Annotated in this window: 22 protein-coding genes; 3 read left to right on the top strand and 19 right to left on the bottom strand. The window is 31.8% G+C overall.

The genetic code is table 11. The features are described 5' to 3' along the window. The 17 genes from JOC73_RS13670 to galU form a co-directional block, all read right to left on the bottom strand. On the bottom strand, positions 1–690 hold the full coding sequence (locus JOC73_RS13670; RefSeq protein WP_204404193.1) for an N-acetylmannosamine-6-phosphate 2-epimerase: 690 nt from the start codon (positions 688–690) through the stop codon (positions 1–3). After that, a complete protein-coding gene (locus JOC73_RS13665; protein ID WP_204404192.1) occupies positions 677–1,462 on the bottom strand; it encodes an AAC(3) family N-acetyltransferase in 786 nt (261 codons plus the stop codon). Before JOC73_RS13665 ends, JOC73_RS13670 begins: the two co-directional genes overlap by 14 nt. Further along, the gene (locus JOC73_RS13660; RefSeq protein WP_204404190.1) at positions 1,463–3,106 is read right to left on the bottom strand and encodes a B12-binding domain-containing radical SAM protein; all 1,644 of its coding nucleotides are present in this window, start codon (positions 3,104–3,106) and stop codon (positions 1,463–1,465) included. It abuts the gene before it with no gap. 11 nt (positions 3,107–3,117) lie between these two features. Further along, the gene (locus JOC73_RS13655) at positions 3,118–3,963 is read right to left on the bottom strand and encodes an RIO2 family protein (protein WP_204404188.1); all 846 of its coding nucleotides are present in this window, start codon (positions 3,961–3,963) and stop codon (positions 3,118–3,120) included. Positions 3,964–3,975: 12 nt separating this feature from the next. Next, on the bottom strand, positions 3,976–5,718 hold the full coding sequence (locus JOC73_RS13650; RefSeq protein ID WP_204404186.1) for a B12-binding domain-containing radical SAM protein: 1,743 nt from the start codon (positions 5,716–5,718) through the stop codon (positions 3,976–3,978). Further along, on the bottom strand, positions 5,702–7,399 hold the full coding sequence (locus JOC73_RS13645; RefSeq protein ID WP_204404184.1) for a B12-binding domain-containing radical SAM protein: 1,698 nt from the start codon (positions 7,397–7,399) through the stop codon (positions 5,702–5,704). Before JOC73_RS13645 ends, JOC73_RS13650 begins: the two co-directional genes overlap by 17 nt. Then, positions 7,396–9,099, bottom strand: a complete 1,704-nt coding sequence (locus JOC73_RS13640; protein ID WP_204404182.1) for a B12-binding domain-containing radical SAM protein — start codon at positions 9,097–9,099, stop codon at positions 7,396–7,398. Before JOC73_RS13640 ends, JOC73_RS13645 begins: the two co-directional genes overlap by 4 nt. Positions 9,100–9,129: 30 nt before the next feature. Then, positions 9,130–9,885 carry a CPBP family glutamic-type intramembrane protease gene (locus JOC73_RS13635; RefSeq protein ID WP_204404180.1) on the bottom strand — a complete coding sequence of 252 codons (756 nt, stop codon included), beginning with the start codon at positions 9,883–9,885 and terminating at the stop codon, positions 9,130–9,132. Beyond that, positions 9,878–10,141 carry a PqqD family protein gene (locus tag JOC73_RS13630; RefSeq protein WP_204404178.1) on the bottom strand — a complete coding sequence of 88 codons (264 nt, stop codon included), beginning with the start codon at positions 10,139–10,141 and terminating at the stop codon, positions 9,878–9,880. The genes JOC73_RS13635 and JOC73_RS13630 overlap by 8 nt, the downstream gene beginning before the upstream one ends. 13 nt (positions 10,142–10,154) lie before the next feature. After that, positions 10,155–10,967 carry a hypothetical protein gene (locus JOC73_RS13625; protein ID WP_204404176.1) on the bottom strand — a complete coding sequence of 271 codons (813 nt, stop codon included), beginning with the start codon at positions 10,965–10,967 and terminating at the stop codon, positions 10,155–10,157. 372 nt (positions 10,968–11,339) lie between these two features. Next, complete coding sequence (locus tag JOC73_RS13620; RefSeq protein ID WP_204404174.1) at positions 11,340–12,140, bottom strand: ABC transporter permease; 801 nt, start codon at positions 12,138–12,140, stop codon at positions 11,340–11,342. 1 nt (position 12,141) lies between these two features. Beyond that, positions 12,142–12,915 (bottom strand): ABC transporter permease, encoded by a 774-nt coding sequence (locus JOC73_RS13615; protein ID WP_243427989.1) that lies wholly within the window; start codon positions 12,913–12,915, stop codon positions 12,142–12,144. Position 12,916: 1 nt separating this feature from the next. Then, the gene (locus JOC73_RS13610) at positions 12,917–13,891 is read right to left on the bottom strand and encodes an ABC transporter ATP-binding protein (protein WP_204404170.1); all 975 of its coding nucleotides are present in this window, start codon (positions 13,889–13,891) and stop codon (positions 12,917–12,919) included. A 419-nt stretch (positions 13,892–14,310) separates the two neighbouring features. Then, positions 14,311–14,670, bottom strand: a complete 360-nt coding sequence (locus JOC73_RS13605) for a hypothetical protein (RefSeq protein ID WP_204404168.1) — start codon at positions 14,668–14,670, stop codon at positions 14,311–14,313. Beyond that, positions 14,667–14,894, bottom strand: coding sequence for a TnsA endonuclease C-terminal domain-containing protein (locus JOC73_RS13600; RefSeq protein ID WP_204404166.1), 228 nt, complete (start codon positions 14,892–14,894; stop codon positions 14,667–14,669). The genes JOC73_RS13605 and JOC73_RS13600 overlap by 4 nt, the downstream gene beginning before the upstream one ends. Further along, on the bottom strand, positions 14,894–15,025 hold the full coding sequence (locus JOC73_RS15205) for a transcription termination/antitermination NusG family protein (RefSeq protein WP_243427987.1): 132 nt from the start codon (positions 15,023–15,025) through the stop codon (positions 14,894–14,896). The genes JOC73_RS13600 and JOC73_RS15205 overlap by 1 nt, the downstream gene beginning before the upstream one ends. Before the next feature lie 44 nt (positions 15,026–15,069). Next, positions 15,070–15,972, bottom strand: a complete 903-nt coding sequence (galU, locus tag JOC73_RS13595; RefSeq protein ID WP_204404217.1) for a UTP--glucose-1-phosphate uridylyltransferase GalU — start codon at positions 15,970–15,972, stop codon at positions 15,070–15,072. Between the two features lie 770 nt (positions 15,973–16,742). On the opposite strand from galU, the gene JOC73_RS15540 reads away from it, so the two are divergent. From JOC73_RS15540 to JOC73_RS13585, 3 genes are all read left to right on the top strand, one after another. Continuing rightward, positions 16,743–17,339 (top strand): DUF6431 domain-containing protein, encoded by a 597-nt coding sequence (locus tag JOC73_RS15540; RefSeq protein ID WP_408626940.1) that lies wholly within the window; start codon positions 16,743–16,745, stop codon positions 17,337–17,339. Between the two features lie 129 nt (positions 17,340–17,468). Continuing rightward, positions 17,469–18,842 carry a DDE-type integrase/transposase/recombinase gene (locus JOC73_RS13590; RefSeq protein WP_204404164.1) on the top strand — a complete coding sequence of 458 codons (1,374 nt, stop codon included), beginning with the start codon at positions 17,469–17,471 and terminating at the stop codon, positions 18,840–18,842. A 2-nt stretch (positions 18,843–18,844) separates the two neighbouring features. Then, positions 18,845–19,645 (top strand): ExeA family protein, encoded by an 801-nt coding sequence (locus tag JOC73_RS13585; protein WP_204404162.1) that lies wholly within the window; start codon positions 18,845–18,847, stop codon positions 19,643–19,645. Between the two features lie 86 nt (positions 19,646–19,731). Here the strand turns inward: JOC73_RS13585 and JOC73_RS13580 are convergent, their stop codons facing one another. Further along, positions 19,732–20,223: a group II intron maturase-specific domain-containing protein gene (locus JOC73_RS13580; protein ID WP_204404160.1), complete on the bottom strand. Its 492-nt coding sequence runs from the start codon at positions 20,221–20,223 to the stop codon at positions 19,732–19,734. Positions 20,224–20,362: 139 nt separating this feature from the next. Further along, the gene (locus tag JOC73_RS15450) at positions 20,363–21,025 is read right to left on the bottom strand and encodes a group II intron maturase-specific domain-containing protein (protein WP_330613206.1); all 663 of its coding nucleotides are present in this window, start codon (positions 21,023–21,025) and stop codon (positions 20,363–20,365) included. Positions 21,026–21,124: the final 99 nt, after the last annotated feature.

Genomic DNA, 21,124 nt, shown 5'->3' with positions numbered 1-21,124 from the left:
TTATACCTCGATTTCGTTTAATGCATTACAGTAGTTTTTAGTAATTATATGGGGTCTAGTTATAGCAGTTCCTACAACAACACTGTGTGCACCCATTTCTACAGCTTTTTTAACTTGCTCTTTCGAATCATACTTACCTTCAGCTATAACAGGAATCGATAGTTTTTTAATCAATTCCTCAACCAAATAAAAGTCTGGTCCATTTATTTTATTTGAATGGGGTGTATATCCAGCTAGAGTAGTGGCTACATAATCTACTCCAAACTTCTCAGCCATGATTCCCTCTTCAAGAGTAGATATTGCCCCAATGATTTTTATATTATATAGTGATTTTATTTTATTAATTGCAGCTTCTATTTTATCTAGAGTAAAATCTGGATTATTTTCTACAACCTGCATAGAAAGGATATCTGCTCCACTATCAATAACTTTTTTAGCACCCTCTATATCTGGAGTGATTAAAACTTGCTTATTCTTATAAACTTTGTCAATTCCAATAATTGGAATGTTGATCCCTAACTGCTTCACTTTTCTTATTAGTTCTCCATCACTTAACTTAATTCCTCCAGCTCCACCAATTTCAATCATCTTACACATATGACTTAGGAAGTGGTTATCGTACAAATCTATTGGGTCATTTTCTAGAACCATACAAGAAACTATCAGGCTTCCTTTTTTAAGCATACTCATTGTATCCGCTCTCCCTTATCATATTTTTTGCATTCTCACATCTATAACAGTCAGCTCTGTCACATAAAAGGTAATATAGATCATTTACAAGGATCTTGCTTAGACACTCTACAACATCAACAGTATTCATAACTAACACATTGGAATTTCCTATTTTGGTCGACTTAACAATACCTTGTTCTTCGAATAGATTATTTAACTTATTAAACCCTAGAGAATCTCCTGGATAACCATTTATTGTGCGCTTAGCTATTTTTCCAAAAGAATCTTTATACATAACATTGACAGTTCTTTTGTAGGGAAGTTCAAATAATCTTTCAACAAAATGAATAAAGCTATTTTTTGTGTTATCTACACCAATTAAAACAATACTTCCCTCCATCTTCCAGACATTCCACCACGGTGAGCCGATACCAAATGGTTCTTTATAAAAATGATTTCTAACTAACCTTTTCTGATCTTTACCAAATACAGCTACTGAATGAGTAGGATGTTTGCTTCTGATGACATCCTTATCTTTTCTAAAAACCTCCGTAATTTTACCAACTAAAGATGAACTACCCTGGTTAAAAACACCTTTACTGTATGTAAATGTTGGCATTAGTATGTTTCCCTCTGATCCTACTAGCTCTTTTAAAGAGTCAACTACTATCGGGGCCCCCCCTTCAACATAGCCAAAACTACTTAGTGAGCTATGGACTATGATTGTAGAGTTTTTGCTAATGCCAACTTCATTAAGTTTGCTAATTAGGTCACTTTTATTGACTTTCATTTATCTTTCACCTTTGTAGTCTCTACAAAGCTGTTTTAGATTATCTAGTTGTTGCCTACTAAATTCTACTACGGATGATAATTCATCCTTGAACTCTTCTCTAGTCCACTTACCTTCTTCGCTACGCGCAGACAGGATAGTTAAGAAGGAGTAATTCTTTTTATTAACCTTCTCAAACATTTCATTGGAATCAAACTTAAATTTTTCTAATTGACTTTTATCAAGTTCAGTAGCAATACCAGGCACCTCAATTAATTTCATCCTTTGTAACTGCTTGTCTATATCTACTATATCTCCCACATAACATTTATTTAATTCTCTAGCAATTTCTTCTACTCTTGTATCTTGGAATTTATAATTACAATAATTAGACTTATATCCAATCTCATCAAGCAGTAATTCGTGCTTGATCATCATTCTACTAATTGCTGTTTTTGGAAACACATCTAATATTTGTACAAAATTTGATAGTAGATATAACTCTCCAATATTTCTTAAAAACAAGGCATCATCCTTAATTTCCTGGAAGGTAGTAAAAGGATCGAACATTATAAATCCGATTTGTAGACCTATGTTATTTTTTCTTAATTCTTCTACAAGGATATAATACTGCTCAACTGTGGTTTTTTTACAATATCTTTTAAGCTTCACTTGACTTCCTGACTCAAATCCTACATAAGCAATCGTTAAACCACTTTGACTAAGTAGTGGTAAAAGCTCATCATCTTTGTGGAATGTGTTTGCTCTAAATAAGGCTCTGTAAGTGATTTTGATATCTCTTTTAATAATTTCCTCGGCAATCTCTTTTGCTCGTTTACGTCCTTCTTCCGTAGGTGGAATAAAGTTATCATCATTAATCCAAAAATGTTGGATACCATGCTCCTTGTTGAGATATTCAATTTCATCAACAACAAGCTTAGCCGATCTACCAATCCACTTTCTATCAGGATAAATAGCAGGGTCACAACAGAATGTACAATGTTCTTTACATCCCCTACTAGTTGATAGTCTTGCTTCGTATATATTCCCGTACTGCTTGGCAAAAATCAAATCATCTCTAGAAGGTCTGGGAAGTATATCTATATTTTCATTAACACTACTTGTTAGTTTATTAATAATCGTTTTCCCCGAATCATCTCTGAAAACAAGACCAGGTATATTTTCGTAACTTTCATTGTTTTCAATTGCTTGAACTAACTGTAGTAATGGTTCTTCTCCATCACCCACTATAACAAAATCCACCATTGCCTCATTATCTATTACTTGCTTTGGGCAGACCGAAACATGTGGACCTCCGAAACATATTTTTATATTAGGATATTTTTCTCTAATTTGTTTTGTAAGTTCTAAACTTTGATGAATTGTTAATAATGTAACTGTTATTCCAACAAAATTTATATTCTCTTTAGCAATTTGATCTAATACATAGCTATAGCTTAAATTATCCACACTATCTGTTACCTGCCAAACATTCAAATTATCAACGATCTCCATATTAATAATATTGACTTTATATTGATAACTTCTTAAAAAACTAGCTAAATAAGCTAATCCTAAATGCTCAGCCCCTGCTTGAGTAATGGCACTTGATCGTTTTTCACTTGTTCTAGGAACCACTAATAATACATTTACTTTTTCCGTCATTATATTTCCTCCTAAACAATGATTTTCCTATAATTGTCTAGTGCTGCTATTTTCAGAAGGTCGACACATCTTAGAACATCAATATGCTCTTTGATTGATAATGAAGTCGGAGAAAAAGGTTTATCAGCACTGGTATAAAATCTACTATACCCATATAGATAATCGATAACTTTTAGAACATCATAGCTCTTTTCGAACCAAAAACTAGTAAATATTTTTATAATTATATCCAATGTATATATTCTATTTTTTCCATACAGTATTAAGTCATATGTTAATACAGCGATCTCAAAGTTTTTACAATTATTTAACTGTTGGATATCATCATATGTATACTGAATATCAAAATCAATAAAATATACTTCTCCTAGGGGGGAGATCATTGTATTACCTCCCCATCTATCCCCTAGGATTATGTTATTACTGTGAGCATTTTGAATCATTCTAAAAAGATTGAATAGACACTTTTTACTCAATATTTCACTATATTCAATATAGTTAGTACCCTCGATATATTCAGTCAGTAGGTAGTTCTCTCCACATCCATATAATTTTGGTACCTTAAGTTTTAGATTATTACATTGCTTGTGGAACTCTGCTTTCTCGTTATAATTTCTAAATCTAAAACTATTACCTTCTAAATAAAAACCAGCAGTTGTATATAAATCAACTAAATATTGGTTAATATCTTTAATATCTATATCTTTTTTAGTTTGTAAGATATATTTACTAGTTGCTGTTTGAACTAAAAATGTTTTATTTACGTTCCCTTGTTGACTATTTAATTCAATCGAAAGGATCAGGTCATCTAATTGATCTTCTACTTGATTCCTCAAACTATCAGAGAATCTCATCACTGATTCACTTCCTTATATATTACAAGATGTGGATACGTTCGCTTCTGTTTGTCCATCTCCCCAGAATGTTGTGTAACTAGTTGTATATCCCACTCGTTCCTTATATTCATCTAATAAATCAATTAATTGACTTAAATAGGCATCCACTATCTCATTAATTGCTATTTTATAGTTTTCATAAGTAACATCATCCCATTCATTCTCAGCAAGATCTATGCACTTGAGGAAAAAGTCTCTATTTTCTAAGTTTAAGTTTAAGAAAATTTCATCCTTTTGCTTAACAAACTCTTCGACGACATCAGGCGTAATCTCATTTAGTTCTACTTTTTCCTTCATTTCAATTACGATATTTGGAATGTCAAGAATGTTAAGTCTCTGTAGAATTTTATCACGTACAATCGCTTCAGAAGTATGTAGATTCTCCATATTTCTAGCTAGAGTTTCAACCTTTTTATCTTCAAAGACGTAATCACAGTAGGAGCTTTTATATCCAAAATCTTTTGTCACTAGTCCTTTTTCTCTCATTTCTTCAAAGATAGGAGTACCAGTAAATACATCAAGACTTTGAATATAGTTTGAGAATAAATATGACTCTCTTATATCACATAAAAAATTGATATCCTCTCTAATATATTGGAATCTTGTAAATGGATCGAACATGATAAAACCTACTTGTATTCCAATTCCATAATGATTACACAATTCTACTATATCGTAATATTGCTTTAGTGTTACATTTTTACTGTATTGTTGTAACCTGGTTTCACTACCAGATTCAAATCCAATAAATGCCATACTTAAACCACTTTTTCTTAAAATCTCTAATAATTCATGATCATCTTTATTATCGATATCAAAAGCATCAGCTCTGAAACGTACACGATAAGCCACTTTTAAGTCACGTTTAATTATTTCTTCAGCTATAGCTCTAGCTCTCTTCTTAGTGTGAGTAGCACTGGTTAAATAATTATCATCAGAAATCCATAATACTTCTATTCCATAATTTTTTTGTAACATTTCCATTTCATCTACTACGTGTTTAGCATCTCGAGCATACCATTTTCTATTATATCTTTTGGAATCTATACAAAATGAGCATTTATGTGTACAACCTCTACTAGTTGTCATCCTCGCTTCTTTAATTTGATCAACTTGTCTTTTCATTTTATCAAGAATGTCTCTAGCTGCAAAAGGCTTGTCCGATAATTCTGGTGGAGTACGTAGTCCTTTATTTATGACTTTTCCAGATTCCTTGTAGCAGATTCCTTCTATATCACTTATGCTTTTCTTTTGTAAAAAGGCATCTGCCAAATCAATTATTGTTTCTTCACCATCTCCAACTGCTATACAATCAATATAATCTTCATTTTCAATGATATTAGACGCTTCAAGGGTTGATTGTGGACCTCCCCATACTATTTTAATGTCGGGTTTAATCTGCTTAAGTTGTATGCTTAATTCCGAAGCAGAGTCGAAAGTCATACTTGTAACACAGAAACCCACCATATCAGGATTGAATCTTAATATATATTCAGCTGATTCAAGGATATCAAATTCATTTTTTTCCAGATTGTCCCATTCATTAAAAAAGTCTACTAGTTGATAATTGATTAATTCAACTGGATAACCCTCTTGTCTTAATACTGATGCAAGAGATGCTTGCCCTAAATGCTCTGCTCCTGCCATTGAAATAGCACTTGATCTTCTTACTTTACTTCTTGGTAATACTAAACAGACTCTAAAATTTTTTTCCATTATCCTCATCTCCTGTTTTTGTATTCATTTCTAGATCTGTGTATTGGTTTAATAAATTAGAATATAAATAATTTTGTTCTTCAATAACTTTGTTTTTCATATTCTCAAATACAGTTAAATCAAATTCATTTTCCGCTAAATCAATAGCTTTTATCATAAATTCATAGTTAATATCATTAAGCTTTTTAACAGTTTCTTTTCTAACATCATCAAATTTATTTACTTTATTGATTAAGTCAGTGTCATTTGAACTCATAACATATTCGCTTAAATTTGGAAATTCAAAAATGTTAATTTTTTGAAGTATTTTATCTCTTCTTATCGTCTCACTATCAAATATATTTTCCATAGCTTTTGCTAGCTTACCAACTCTGTCATCCTTGAATCTATAAACCCTGTAGGGTGATTTATAATCAATACGTTCATTTAAAAGTCCTTCTGCTTCTAAATAATTAGCAATTTCACTACCATGAAAAACATCAAGATTTTGAATGAAATTGTATACAAGATACATTTCATCTATATTATAGAGAAACTCAATATCTTTCCTTAAATCTTCAAAAGTACTTAAAGGGTCAAACATTATAAATCCTATCTGAAGCCCCAAATTGTTTTCTTTAATCAATTTTGCTACTTTAAGATTTAAATCAACAGTTGTGTTCTTCTTAAATCTTTTTAATCTTATTGGACTTCCTGACTCAAATCCTACTAATGCTATTCTCAAACCACTATCATAAAGATGTTTTAATAATCCATCATCAGTGCCATTCTTAAAGACATCACTTCTGAAAAAGACTCTATAATGGATTTTTAAATCTCTTTTCATTATTTCATTACCAATATCCCAAGCCCTCTGCTTACTTTCTTTGGTAGCAACTATAAAGTTATCATCATTAATCCAGAAGTGTTCTATATCATATTTTTTATTAAGAAGCTCCATTTCATCTACTACTCTTTTAGCTGAATGAGCATACCATATTCTCTTTCGATAAAGGGAAGGATCTATACAAAAGGTACATGCATGTAAACAACCTCTACTAGTGGATATTCTAGCCTGTTTGATATTAATACGTTCCTTGATGATTTCTAAATCATCTCTAGCAGGCATAGGTAATTCATCAAGTTCTAAATGGTTACCCATTGGATTACAACGAACTTCACCATCTTGTCTATATGTCAAACCTTCAATGTTTTCGAATTGCACTTCGCCAATCCGTAATTGATCTGCCAGCTCTAAGAAGCTTTTTTCACCCTCGCCTTTTATTACAAAATCAACATAGTTCTCTTTTGCTAGAATGTCCTGGTCGGTGACCGAAGCTTGATGTCCTCCTAGAAGTACTCTAATTTCACTATTTATTTCTTTTAAATGTTTTGATATTAAGAGACTGTTATCTAATGTAATTCCCGTAGTGGAGATTCCCACTAAATTAGGCTTAAATTCAAAAATTTCCTTTGCCATTGCCTTCGGTGAAATATCGTACTCTTCATCTATGCCTTCTTCAAATAGAAGAAAGTCTTGTATTTGAAAGTTGAGTATTTTTACATTATACCCCTTTGCCCGTAGTGTCGAAGCTATGTAACCTAACCCTAGATGCTCTGAACCAGCTTGACTGATGGCACTGGAACGCATAGGCCCTCTTGGTAATACTAGCGCTATTTTATACTCTTCCTTCTTAATCATATGATATCACTCTCACTTAATATCTTATTATTAATCAATGTAGAACAAAACTCATCACACAGGATAACCAATTTGTCTTTTGTCTTTACTATTTCAGTTGTAATCTCACCTATTTTTGCGTCAAAGAAACTTTGATCCCATTCACCTTCTGCCATACCCACTATATCTAGGAAAAGATCGTAATTAAATTGATTTAGTGTCTCAAGCAATTGGTCTTTATTATTAGTAAAGTTTTTGACTATGTTATTAACTTTATCATTTCCACTATTCTCTCCACATCTCAACTTGTACAGAATGTTTGGAATTGTAATGATATTTAGCCTTTGTAATTCTTTATCTGCATTAATGAGTTCTAAATTGTAAATCGACTCCATCTGTTCTGCTAACCTTTTTACCTTATTATCTCGATAGTCATATACCTTAAATGTAGAGTTATATGTTAACTCTTTAAAGATTAATCCTTCAGCTTTTAACTGATCATAAATAGCTGTACCTGGAAAAACTAATAAGTTTTGAACAAAATTAAATAACAAATACATCTCACCAATATCAAATAAAAATTTAGTATCATCCCTAATATTCTCGAAATTAGTGAAAGGATCGAATATAATAAACCCAACCTGTAACCCAATATTGTTCTCTTTTAGTAATTCTACAATTCGATAATAATGGCTTACCTTTGTTCTTTTTCTAAAGTAATCTAGCCTAGTTTGACAACCTGACTCAAACCCAATGTGAACAACCCTTAATCCACTTTTTCTTAACAACGGTAATAATTCTTCTGCACGGTCCAGACCATCTGCTCTAAAATATGCTCGATACCAAATATCTAAATTACGTTTAAGTATTTCTTCTCCAATTACCCTTGCTCTTTCTTGACTTTTATTAGTAAAATTGAGGAAATTATCATCAATAATCCAAAAACCCTCTATACCATACTCTTTGTTTAGAAATTCCATCTCATCTACAACAGAGTGGGCAGAGCGGGCTGTCCATTTGTTCTTTTTATATAAGGTTGAATCAATACAAAATGTACATGCATCATAACACCCTCTGCTCGTTGAAAGTCTTGCTTCCTTTACATTTAGGTACTTCTTAAGTTCATCAAGAGAGTCTCTAACTGGGAAAGGTAACTCGTCTAAATTTACATCTTCAGGAAATCCAGTATTGACTACTTTATTATCACGTAAATAGCAAACTCCTTTAATACTACTAATGTCAGTCCCCTCGTCCAATGCCTTAATAAAATTAAGGAATGTAAATTCTGCATCTCCAATAATGATGTAATCAATATTCTTTTCATTTTTTATAATATCTTCTGCCATTACTGAAACCTGATGTCCACCAAATACTATGGTGATTTCTGGTGACACTTCTTTAATTTTTTTGGATATTTCAAGACATTCATCCATAGTGGGGCCAGTTACTGAAATACCTACTATATCAGGTTTTGAATCTAATATTTCTTTTACAGACTCATCTATTGATATTTCATCTACTTTACTACTGTCATTTCTATCTTTCCATTGATTAACCATTGTGAATAATTGAAAATTCTTAATATCAACGTCATAATTATTTTCTCTTAGTACTGCTGTGAGGTAACCTAACCCCAAGTGCTCAGCCCCAGCTTGAGACATCATACTAATTCCCGAGCCCCTTAGGATTGGTAATACTAATGTAATTTTACTTTTCTTCATATCGTTAACTCCCCTTGCACTTGTTTTACTCTACGATGTTTGACTATGTAATTTTTCTTTATCTAATACATACCAATATAAGTAACTTTTTGTATTTAAAATTACTGAAGGCATATTATAAACTAAATGAGTTACTATAGATGGTAATAAAGAATTTGACAATAAGTATAAACTGCAAGATATTACACTAAATATTGCTTGAATTAAAATATCATACTTACTAAACTCAGCGTGCCATTTTGTACCTATATGGTGTAACATAAACATGAATATACTAATAAATATTGAAATGTACATAAAGTTTTGAGATGTATTTATTATTGAAATAATAAACTCTCTATAGAAAAATTCTTCAACAATAGCAGCAGCTATTAATAAAAAAACGAAGCTTAAGTAATGAACTTTGTTTTCTTGATTCCTAAAAGAAATAAAATCATACGATAAGACTAATCTCCAGGTTTTTAACTTAGGTATTATTAAACCTAATCCACTTAAAAACCCAATCACACAATATCCTAACGTAATGATTGAAATATTAAAATTTATTCTATATTTAAATAAAAGAGGAATTAAATAAGGAAGAATGTAGAGACTTCTTCTTAAAAGCATGAATAAAATCACAAACTTTTTTGAATCAATCTTTTTTACTTGTCCGTTAATAAGAATACTGATCACCCATAAAACTAAAATCAAATTAACACTGATATTGAAAAATCCTAATATACTCAAAAAAAGTACATTGATCCATATAAGCATCTCATTCCATGACATCAATTGATTATTCATCTTTTATTATTGCTTTCTTTTCAATTAAAAAATTAATAAAGTTTATAACATCATCTTTAATATCTTCTGGGTTAACTTCGTATTCTTTTGCAAGCATTTCAATTATTTCATTAACTGACTGATCTGATATATTTTCCCAAATAAAAGTACCTGTATCATTTAATTCATAACAAAATCCAGAAGCAAACAAGATGTTTTGATTTGAAATTTTTCGTGACCTAAAAGTATAGTTTTTTGTAAAAACATCATTCAGCATGTTCTTTTACCTCCTACAATTCAATTTTAGATAATACTAAATTTGTGAAATCCAAGATTTTATGAGCATTTTTTTCAAACTCTTTTTCATTACTTAAACTAACAAAAGTGATTTCATCAAATTTTTTCATAAACTTTTTTGCTACGTCATCTGTTTCTGCAAGTTGTCGTAATTTCGGATAAACCCATTTTGGTCGATCTAGTGACATTTTCATGCTAAACAAATAAGTTGTTAAGGTTTCAACTAACACTGTTCTACCAACCAAAACAGCATTTGTGAAATCTTTTTTATCAACGTTTCCAATTAAGTCATCTATAGTATTATCCACCTCATTCATACTCATTCTAACCATAAGGCGGTAATAATTATCTAAATTTAGTTTTTCTAATAAACTATTAAATCCATCTTGGTTATAAAGTGCTGTACCAGTTATAAATCTATGAACAAGTGACATGATATCTTCAATCCTATTATTGTTAGGTAAATCAAGTAAATTATATGTTCTAGTTGATGTGTCAAATTGAATTAAATTAATTTTACTAATAACTTCTAACAATAATTCTTTAGACCATACTTCTATGTCAAATCCTATTCCATATGCATTAGTAAATGTTACTTTAAATTGATCAAAGTCATATTCACACTCTATCTCATTAAATCTTTCAAGACTCTCTGTTAAAATGAAAATATCTAAGTCTGAATGTCTATTTCCGATTCCTTCAATCAGAGAGCCTGCTGCAAAAACAATATCATCCTCTTTATATTTAAGTACTTCTAGGAGTTTACTTACTGGTATTTGTTTATCTAAGATATTTAATTCAAGCATTTTTACACTCCTTTCTATAAATGCAGATAGTCTTCCCTATGGTTTGGTGTGAACTCAATTAGGACTTATAAAATGATATACTAGATAATAAATCTTGTTTAAAAATAAAGTTAATACTATCTATCCATGTTATTTGCTAATTAAAGAATGGATTAGAAGTAGGAATTACTCCTACTTCTAATCAGTATTCTCTTAAATTGTACTTAATGTCTTGAAACTTTGTTGAAAAATTAGCTAACAACTGCTTCAGCCATTAAAGCTGCTGGAATTTGAAGCTCAGTTGCTACTGGTGCACTGTACTTTTTCATATTCCCAACCCCCTCCCTTTAAAAGTTGTTTTATAAAAACAGTACAAAGTACCATTTTTAAACTTTAATACACCTCTAATGTGGCATTTTTATAGGCTACTCTTTCTAATATCTTTAATACAACATAGCCTATTACCAAATATATTGTACCTACAATAAACTCCATAAATATTAATTTACTTATAGCTTCTATTGGCCCTTGACTTGCTACTAGCCGCCCTGCTTCGATACTTCGTGTCATGGGTAGTGCATAGGAAATTTTTTGTAAAACAACTGGTAGTCGATCAATTGGAAAATTTGCACCACTGAAAAATAAGAGCATCATTGACGCTATATTTAACAACATATTAATATCAGTTACTAATAATCCAAAACTACCAACCAGTAGACCCAAACAGGCAGCTGCATACATACAGCAAAGTAACGTTAATGTAAAGATGGGTATGTTTTCAATCGGTATTCTAAAATTAAAAAATATAAATCCGACTACAAGTCCAACAATTACAGTGATCGACGCATCTAAAACATGAAAGAATGCCCTTGCGAAGAATATAACAAAACTATTCGTCGGAGAAACTATTACCATTTTTAATGTTCCATAAAAACGTTCTGCTATTAATGTTATCCCTACACCAAACATTGCATTAAATGTACATAAAATAAACGCATTCCCTATCACCCAAGGGGTTAAATCATCAGTTTTATAAACATATGATAGAAGAATACAAAAGAACATTAATTGCAGCGCTGGGTTAATTACTTTAACTAATATGTATATTTTAGGATCTAACCACGCAAATAGTGACTTAAACGAAAGCATTGATTGTCTGACAAATGATTGAATTCTATCTACTATTTTTCCCATGTTAATGCACCCCCAATGTTGCATTAATCCTCGTTAGTTTATCTATTTTCTTTAATAATAACAAGGATATTATTGTATAAAATGCACTTACTAACACTATACTTAATACGTTCATCCAAAACATTTGCATACTATCAATACCAAAAACACTACTCCTAATTAATTTAGCACCCCATGTAGGAGCTAAAATATAAGAAAAAACTCTAGTCCAAACTGGTAATAATTCTATAGGAAAAACAATTCCACACAGTATATAAATCGGATATTCTATACAGTTCATAAGTGCTCTTACTTGTCTTGATAGTGTTAAACAGCATGCAATCAATAGTGAAATTGGAATAAAAGAAATTACTGTTAACAAAAGTGATAGAATTAGCAGTTCCAAATGTGCAACATCAAAACTTATCTTAAAAAATAACGTGATAAAAATAAAGCTTATAAGTAGAGGTATAAGACCTAGTAAAGTATTACCAATAATTTTTCCAAATAAAATCACTTTAAAGTCCACTGGCGAAGTCATTATAAGTTCTAATGTCCCCATATCTCTTTCCCTTTGAATGTCTCCTGCAGACGAGAAACAAACAGAACTCCATAAGCTTAATAATCCAGATCCAATAATGACATATGAAATAATGTGTTCATGACTGTACCCCTGATAAATCATATACATCATAAGTGAGTAAAATATCGGCTGTACGAGAATACAAAATTTAAATGTTGCTCTGGAAAATGATTGAACTATTTGCAATAAGCAACTTGATTTTATAGCATACATATTATACATGACCATCACCTATTAAGTTAATATATATATCTTCTAAACTAAACTCTCTTATTTGAAGATTTATAATCTTTTTATCCGCAAATTTCTCTAACATAAGCTTTATAATTTCCAATGGAGTTTCACAAACAATTTTAATGTTATTAATATCGTCTTTTAAATAAGAAGATACTTCTACTACACCCTTCATGGATTTTAGTTTTGATATATCATCATCAGAAAAATCAGAGACCTTTACCTCAATTATTGAGTTTTGATTAAGTTGTTTCTTTAATTCCGAAACTGTATTAAGTGCAACAATCTCCCCATTTTTGATGAAAGCAATGCGATCACACAATTCTTCAGCTTCATACATGTAATGGGTTGTTAACAAAATTGTATGACCCTTTCCAGCCAAAGTCCTAACTATATTTCTTAATTCTCTAGATGAAACAGGATCTAAGCCTATAGTAGGTTCATCCAATAAAAGTATCTCTGGATTGTTAATTAAACCTCTTGCAATCTGTAATTTTTGCTTCATACCCTTTGAATAGGTCTCTACCTTTTCATCAGCTCTACCAGTTAAACCAACAAGATCTAACAAGTAATCTATCCTTTTTTCTCTAGTTTCCTTGTCGATTTTATATAAATCTGCAAAGTATAGTAAATTATCTCTAGCGGATAATCTCCAATAAAGATTTCGCTCCCCTCCAAAAATAAAATTAATATTTGGCCTTACCTTTTTTTCTTGTCCATATGTGTCAAATCCAAGTATTTTAGCGGTTCCAGATGTTGGTGCTAAAAGAGTTGCAAGAATCTTAATGATCGTAGTTTTGCCCGCTCCATTAGGACCTAATAGACCAAAAATTTCTCCTTTCTTTATATTAAACGACACACCTTTTAATGCTTCTGTTGTCTTTGTTTTACTGTTTAAAACACCCGTTTTAGTATTATAGGATCTCTTTAACCCTTCGATATTGATTACTTCCATAGCTGATTATCACCTTCCTTTATAAGTATAGTTAAGTCGTTTTATAATAAAAATCTTATATACCTCACTTATTGCTTCAATAAAAAACACTTAAAAGCTTATAAATCATTTTGCATAAATTTGCTGTTATGCGACTTATATGTATTGAGAATAATTACGCTAATTCAACTATTATACTCATAATTATTCAAAAGTATGTAGCGAATTATGTTGCATTAACTTTTTCTTTGCTTAATAAAGTGGCTTTTAAGAATATATTATATATTGTATAAGATTACATGATATAAATCAACCTTTTTTGTTCATTTTGTTTTCTTTTTTTAAAAATTTTATATTTAGTTTAACGCTAATGCATTTTTGTGCTTTATTAATAGTAATAATGAAATTTTTATACAAAATGAATAATTAGTAACAACAAGTCACTTACTCGTTACAACATGGGTCTTTGACAGTCGTAAAACAAGACTTCTTTTATTTTCAACCATTAATGTCTCTACTTCGGATGGCCAAATACAGCTTACATATTCCCATTCTTTATTTCTTTTGTCTTTATGAGTATCTGGAATAGAGTGTTCATCAACATTCCCTAGAAACATATCTGATATTTTTACTAAAATATTATTCTCTATTTCTGATTGTATCTTCTCTATTTCCATATGTTTTAGCATGGATGTATCCTTGTCCAACTCTACATAATAGACGTACTTTTCATTCGCATGTATGACCCTTAATCGTTCACCGCTGTCAGCATATTGAAATATTAAATTATTAAAAATCATACTATTTTCAGCTCCCTATGAATCCCAAGAGAGTTAATATTGATTTTAATCTTTTGATTAACATTAATTGGTTGAAACATATCTACTTGAATTATTTTATGAATTACTAAGTATCTAAATATGGCTATTCCAGTGCCTTCTGATAAGGCAAAATCATTCTCAAAATTATTTGAAATATGTCTTATTGTTTCATCTGCATCTAATAATCTTTTTATATAAGTCATTACAAGGTTTTTTCAACTAGCTTTCTCTTAGGTATTAGTGCGTGTAAGCTTTGTTTGTCGAAGTAGAAGTTTAGCCAATTCTTAACTATCTCTTCTTTGCCCGATTCTACAAAAAGAACATACCACTCCATTAGAGACACCTCCTTACTAACAGTCCTAACTAAATTAATACTTATTATGCATTCTTCTCTAATAATGTAATAATAGTCTCTTCTCCACTAGCAAGCATATTTATGTACCTTAGAATATCTGAACTTAAATCTTTTCTCCTTAAGGCATAATCTAACGTAGCCTCTAAGTACCCTAATCGATCGCCTACATCGTATCTTTTTCCTTCAAAATGATACGCATACATCTTTTCCCTTGAAACTAATAAATCTAATGCATCCGTTAATTGAATTTCTCCGCCTTTTCCAGGTGGTAAATTACTCAATATTTCAAAGATAGAAGGTGTTATAATATACCTTCCCAGTATGGCTATATTGGATGGAGCTTCTTCTATTGTTGGCTTTTCGATTAGTTCATTAACTTCATATACTCTACCCTCAACTTTGTCCCCTTTTACAATACCGTACTTACTCACATTTTCTTTTGCTACTGGTTGTACTCCAATAATTGAAGTTTGATATACCTCGAATATTTCTAACATCTGTTTTAAACAAGGTTTCCTTGAATAAACTATATCATCTCCTAAGAGTACAGCAAATGGCTCATTGCCTATAAAACTTCTAGCACATAAAATAGCATGACCAAGTCCTCTTGGCTCTTTTTGTCTAATATAATGGATATTAACCATATTAGATATTTTCCTAATATCCTCCAATAATTCATGATTACCTTTTGATTCTAATTCTAGCTCCAATTCAATTGATTTATCAAAATGATTTTCTATACTTTGTTTATTTCTTCCTGTAATAATGAGTATTTCTTCTACACCTGATTCTACTGCTTCTTCAATAATAAATTGTAATGTGGGTTTATCTACGATAGGGAGCATTTCTTTTGGTTGAGCTTTGGTAGCAGGTAAAAATCTTGTCCCTAATCCTGCCGCAGGAATAACTGCCTTTTTTACCTTCATCATTTAGAATACCTCTTTCAGTATTTTTAGTTAATTTTTTTTACTATATAAACACTTTTTCGACAATTAACTCAAAAATCCTCTAAAATTTTATTATTTATTTTCCGCAAATTTCGACATTGTTATTTTTACCAATAAAATTTCTTTATTTTTTTGTTATGCGATTTGTTTTCTTTGCATTTCTAATCTTTCCATTAATAATGAGATTATGACCATTTTCTATTTTTTTTTTTTTACAAGCTTGTTTATGCTGGTGTTTATTTATGTTTTAACGCTTTTTTTATCTATTGATTTAAAATGTCCGTCTTTTCCCTTGTTCTTGCAACGGTTGGCGGGACTACCAGCCCCCGTATCTGACTTTCACCGACAAGTTCGCACCCATGCTGGGCAGCAATCGAGTAGGAGGTAGATAATTATTTTATCTACCGACCTCTCAGTCGAGTAAGTAAGAGGACTTTCACCTCAAACTTCTCACAGAACCGTACGTGAAAGTCTCCCTTCATACGGCTCTTATCATTCAACCTTTCTTTTTATACCTAAACTTCCAATGTGCAAACAAGTTTGGCTCTCTATTTTTCACCTCGGAGAGCCATTTTTCTGCTAAACGTCTATGTTGTAGATTATCAAATTAACATTCCATAAACCTATATATATTTCTCAGATTAAATAATTTGATAGGTTTTTTCATCTAAGATAAACTGATAAAACTTACTCATTTTAATCTTTCTCTTTCTTGGTCATACTCCTAACAATAAGGAGATGTTCTCGTGATGCAAGTGCTCTTTGATTGCTCTATTAATGATTATCTGGCTAAAGATTATGGAAAAGATGTTTGTCCCCCTAGGCCTCAGCGTTGTCTTAATTCTAAGTGCTTAATTCCAATCCCTCCCAAGAAACATGGGGGATATAATAGATATTCTATCAGTGGTGACTATTCTTCCCATATATACATTCATCGTTTTTATTGCCCCTATTGCGGAATGACCTTTTCTTATCTACCTTCCTTTTGTATCCCATATTTTCAATATACCCTACATATCATAATAGATATTTTGTTAAAAAGCCTTAAACTAGGCCTTTCTTTTTCTAAAATATTAGAAACTCTTATTTGTATTCCTCATCTTAGGGCTCTTTCTTTATCTCATATTTCCTTTTATCTAAGACGATTTATGAAGAACATATCTTGGATTCATTTAAGAATCAGATCTATTTCCAGTAGAATTCTACTTCCCTCACTGGATTTTGAACAAAGAAAAAAAGCTAGAGATACGATCGATATCATAAAAGACAATTTCTCAATCCCCACCTTCAGCCAAAGGTTTTTTGAGCACTGTCACCGATCTTTTCTAGCTTCCTTTTCAAATTAATTTTTTCCCTTTAATTTCATTATGGTCTTCATTTCTATTTTTTATTCAGCAACAGAGTTTTTTAAGGTTATAGTCTAGGAGTAGCGGCTATTCTAGTACTATTAACTTAGAAATGGAGGTTTTTTACAAATGATTACTCAAAGGGACCGGGAAGCAGTTGCTCTAAAACGTTTTTCCTTAATCAGTCCTGTACTTAATGGGCAGGTACAAAGTCATAAGCAATATTTTGAAGAGGTGTGTGCAAAACCTATTGACATGCCTCATTATGGTGTAAAAAATTACTCACCTAAAACCTTAGGGTGCTGGTATGCACTTTATCTTAAAGAGGGTATAGATGCCCTTAAGCCTAAAGGAAGAAGTGACCAAGGTCAAAGTAGGAGAATTAATTCTTCAGTTGGAGATGCTATTGTAAAAAAAATTGCTAAGTTTCCAAGAATAACAAAACATCTCCTCTATTATGAGCTGATAAAAGATGGTATTTTTACACCTAAAGACATCTCTTTAGCTACATTTTATCGATATCTTTCTGGAAATCCCTATCTGTTGGAAGGAGAAAATAGAGAACACAGCACTAAAGAATTTAAGCGTTTTTCACACGCCTATGTCAATGAACTATGGCAAACAGATATTATGTATGGCCCCTACATTAAAACAGGCCATAAGAAAGAAAAAACCTATTTAGTAGCCTATATCGACGATGCATCAAGATTAATTACCCATGCTAGCTTTAGCCTACAGCAAAATTTCCAAGCACTTCGTGCCACATTCAAGGAAGCCATTTTACATAGAGGAATTCCAAAGCTCCTCTATACTGACAATGGGAAAATTTATCGTTGCAATCAACTAGAAATGATCTGTGCCTCCGTAGGAATAAGTCTTCTACATGCTAAACCCTATACCCCTACATCAAAAGGGAAAATAGAGAGGTTTTTTAATACCGTTAGGATGCGTTTCTTAAGCTGTCTAGATATAGATTCTATAACGGATCTAGAAGACCTCAATCAACGATTTTCAAAGTGGCTTCTAGAAGATTACCAGTGTAAAGCCCATTCCTCTATCGGAATGAGTCCATTAGATTTTTTCATGAGTCAGGCCGATAGGATTAAACTCTTTAACAATCCATCTTTATTAGAAGAACATTTTCTAATCCGTGTAAAAAGAAAAATACATCATGATGCTACTTTAACCATAGATTCAATCCTCTTCGAAACAGATAGAGGCTTAGCCAACCGAAGCCTAGAGGTGAGATATGACCCCACATGGTTAGAAAATTCCAGCAAATCCTTACTATTGTTTGATAAAGATAGACAAGTAGGAATTGCAAGGGTAGTAAATTTTTATGATAATTCCCGAGTCAAAAGGAAATCTACTAGTAGTGAAGCCCCTAAGAGCAAACTATTACCCATCAATGAAGAAAGAGAAGAACTTCAAGAGTCCAAATCAGGTGTATCCTTTATGAATTTAATGGAAGAAGTCCATATTAAAAAGAAAGAAGGTATGTAAAAATGTTTATCCAATATTTTGGAATGAAGTACAATCCCTTTAGTAAAGAAATTGATAGTAGTCATCTCTACACCAGTGAAGAATCTCAAGAAGTGGCAGCGAGATTAAAATACCTAGAACAAACCCGGAGAATAGGTCTAATAGTAGGAGAACCAGGAGTGGGCAAAACCACAAGCCTTAGAAAATATGTAGATCATTTAAACCCATCATTATTTAAACCCTGCTATTTTGCATTATCCACTGTAACCGTAAAAGAGTTCTACCGAGGGCTAGCTCTATTATTAGGAGAAGAACCAAAATTTCAAAAGATAGGCCTCTTTAATCAAATACAAGCTGCTATAGGCAACCTACATAACCAGAATCGGATTACCCCAGTAATTGTACTAGATGAAATACACCTAGCCTCCAATGCCTTACTGGAAGATTTGAGACTACTCTTTAACTTTTCAATGGATAGTGACAATCCTTACATACTGATACTATCAGGACAACCTCTGATTCGTAACAAGCTAGCACTAACCATAAATAATCCCTTACGACAGAGGATTACAGTGAAATACAATCTACAAGGATTAAAAGAGACAGAAATGGAAGCTTATTGCAATACCCGACTAGAAATGGTGGGTTGTAAAGAAAAGCTCTTCACAGAAGAAGCACTCCGTGCCCTCTACAGCATAACAAAGGGACATCCAAGGCTAGTCAATAACATAGCTACCGCTGCTTTATTATATGGATACAGCCAAAAGACAAGGATTATCGATGAAGAAGCTATATATCAAGCTCAAAATGAGGTTAATTTCTAATTTAGTATGCAGTTGTTCTAATTTAAGGGCAACTGTTGTTTTTTTACAGCTAATTTAATCTGCGAATCATTTTAACATATACTAAATTATTCTGAGAAACATACATAAAATTGAAGGAAATAATACTGGTTTAATTTGAAAATATTTTTTGTTTTAACTTGAGAATCTACACTATGTCCCCGAAAATGCTTAAATTTACACATTGCCCATTTAACCAATCTTCTGTCAATACAGTCCAATGAATATTTCATTGCTGATGGATTATATTTACCAAAGTAATTTATCCACCCTCTAATTATTGGATTTACCATTTCTGAAATCATTGTTAAAGTACTTCCAGTTCTCTTATGGAGTTCCATAGCTTTTATCTTATCTCTAAAGCCCTTTGTGGATTTCTTGCTGACATACGCTATGAAGTTATTCCTTAATAGTCCATCTCTACACTTTATATACATCGCTTTGAATGTATAACCTAGGAAATCAAACTCCCTAACGGGATAATCATCTTTCCTATCTTTGTCACTGCAATATACAATTTGTGTCTTTGTTGGATGTAGTTCCAATTTGATTTCCTTCATTCTCTTTGTTAATGCATTTTTAACTTCTTTTGCTTCTCGAAGTGAGTTGCAGTGAATTACAGAGTAAGTAGACCTAGGGAACCTCCCCCTAAGTCTCTCTCAGAACCGTACGTGAACCTCTCAGCTCATACGGCTCCCATCATCCAGCCGTTGGTAATATTCCTAATTTCCAGTGTGCAAACAGTTTTATATCACGCTTCGCTATTCCTCCAAGCCAGTATTCTGCTCTCTTTCTTGAATTTCGTCTCTTGTATTTTCTGCGATCCCATTTTATCAGACACCTATTAATGTACCTTAGAACATCATATATTTCTGACTTGTAAAAATGCGTATAGTAATTAATCCAACCCTGTATCTGCTTATTAAACATGTTGGCAATATCGTTCAGACTTTTATCTGATTTCAACTGTAACTTCCAACCTCGAATTTCTTTTCGTATGGCTTTCTTCGCTTTTCTTCCCATTGCCGGTAGAAAATTCGTAAAGAATTTTCCATACTTATTCTTCGCATGCCTTGGTCTAAATGTATATCCCAAAAAGTCAAATGGTGTTTGTTTATGATTACCCTTTCGGTCTTCATCTTTACAATACACAATTTTCGTCTTTTCAAGATTTAATTCCAGTCCAAATACCGCAAATCTTTCAATCAATCTTCGTTGCAAATACTTTGCCTGCTTAAACGATACACAGTGGGTTACTCCATCATCAGCATATCTTGCCCACTGTATTGATGGAAACTCTTTGACCATAAAATCATCAAATGCATAATGCAAGAAAAGATTGGCAAGAACCGGACTAATCACTCCACCTTATGCAAAGTAGATGATTATGCAAAGTAAATCCTGCTAAGTATTGTTTTGTCTAGATTCTTCTATGACTTACTTTGCATAATATACTGACTA

The sequence above is a fragment of the Alkaliphilus hydrothermalis genome (assembly GCF_016908555.1).
GTDB lineage: Bacteria > Bacillota > Clostridia > Peptostreptococcales > Natronincolaceae > Alkaliphilus > Alkaliphilus hydrothermalis.
The sequence above is the reverse complement of the archived record's forward strand: the minus strand, read 5'-3'. Positions and strand labels throughout refer to the sequence as shown.

Coding starts and splice junctions, on each gene's coding strand:
- JOC73_RS13660 (WP_204404190.1), bottom strand. CDS start 3,106: ATGACGGAAAAAGTAAATGTATTATTAGTGGTTCCTAGAACAAGTGAA.
- JOC73_RS13665 (WP_204404192.1), bottom strand. CDS start 1,462: ATGAAAGTCAATAAAAGTGACCTAATTAGCAAACTTAATGAAGTTGGC.
- JOC73_RS13590 (WP_204404164.1), top strand. CDS start 17,469: ATGATTACTCAAAGGGACCGGGAAGCAGTTGCTCTAAAACGTTTTTCC.
- JOC73_RS13630 (WP_204404178.1), bottom strand. CDS start 10,141: ATGCTGAATGATGTTTTTACAAAAAACTATACTTTTAGGTCACGAAAA.
- JOC73_RS13580 (WP_204404160.1), bottom strand. CDS start 20,223: ATGAAGGAAATCAAATTGGAACTACATCCAACAAAGACACAAATTGTA.
- galU (WP_204404217.1), bottom strand. CDS start 15,972: ATGAAGGTAAAAAAGGCAGTTATTCCTGCGGCAGGATTAGGGACAAGA.
- JOC73_RS15540 (WP_408626940.1), top strand. CDS start 16,743: ATGCAAGTGCTCTTTGATTGCTCTATTAATGATTATCTGGCTAAAGAT.
- JOC73_RS13605 (WP_204404168.1), bottom strand. CDS start 14,670: ATGATTTTTAATAATTTAATATTTCAATATGCTGACAGCGGTGAACGA.
- JOC73_RS13615 (WP_243427989.1), bottom strand. CDS start 12,915: ATGTATGCTATAAAATCAAGTTGCTTATTGCAAATAGTTCAATCATTT.
- JOC73_RS13640 (WP_204404182.1), bottom strand. CDS start 9,099: ATGAAGAAAAGTAAAATTACATTAGTATTACCAATCCTAAGGGGCTCG.
- JOC73_RS13600 (WP_204404166.1), bottom strand. CDS start 14,894: ATGACTTATATAAAAAGATTATTAGATGCAGATGAAACAATAAGACAT.
- JOC73_RS13645 (WP_204404184.1), bottom strand. CDS start 7,399: ATGATTAAGAAGGAAGAGTATAAAATAGCGCTAGTATTACCAAGAGGG.
- JOC73_RS13635 (WP_204404180.1), bottom strand. CDS start 9,885: ATGAATAATCAATTGATGTCATGGAATGAGATGCTTATATGGATCAAT.
- JOC73_RS13670 (WP_204404193.1), bottom strand. CDS start 690: ATGAGTATGCTTAAAAAAGGAAGCCTGATAGTTTCTTGTATGGTTCTA.
- JOC73_RS13625 (WP_204404176.1), bottom strand. CDS start 10,967: ATGCTTGAATTAAATATCTTAGATAAACAAATACCAGTAAGTAAACTC.
- JOC73_RS13610 (WP_204404170.1), bottom strand. CDS start 13,891: ATGGAAGTAATCAATATCGAAGGGTTAAAGAGATCCTATAATACTAAA.
- JOC73_RS13650 (WP_204404186.1), bottom strand. CDS start 5,718: ATGGAAAAAAATTTTAGAGTCTGTTTAGTATTACCAAGAAGTAAAGTA.
- JOC73_RS13585 (WP_204404162.1), top strand. CDS start 18,845: ATGTTTATCCAATATTTTGGAATGAAGTACAATCCCTTTAGTAAAGAA.
- JOC73_RS13620 (WP_204404174.1), bottom strand. CDS start 12,140: ATGGGAAAAATAGTAGATAGAATTCAATCATTTGTCAGACAATCAATG.
- JOC73_RS15205 (WP_243427987.1), bottom strand. CDS start 15,025: ATGGAGTGGTATGTTCTTTTTGTAGAATCGGGCAAAGAAGAGATAGTT.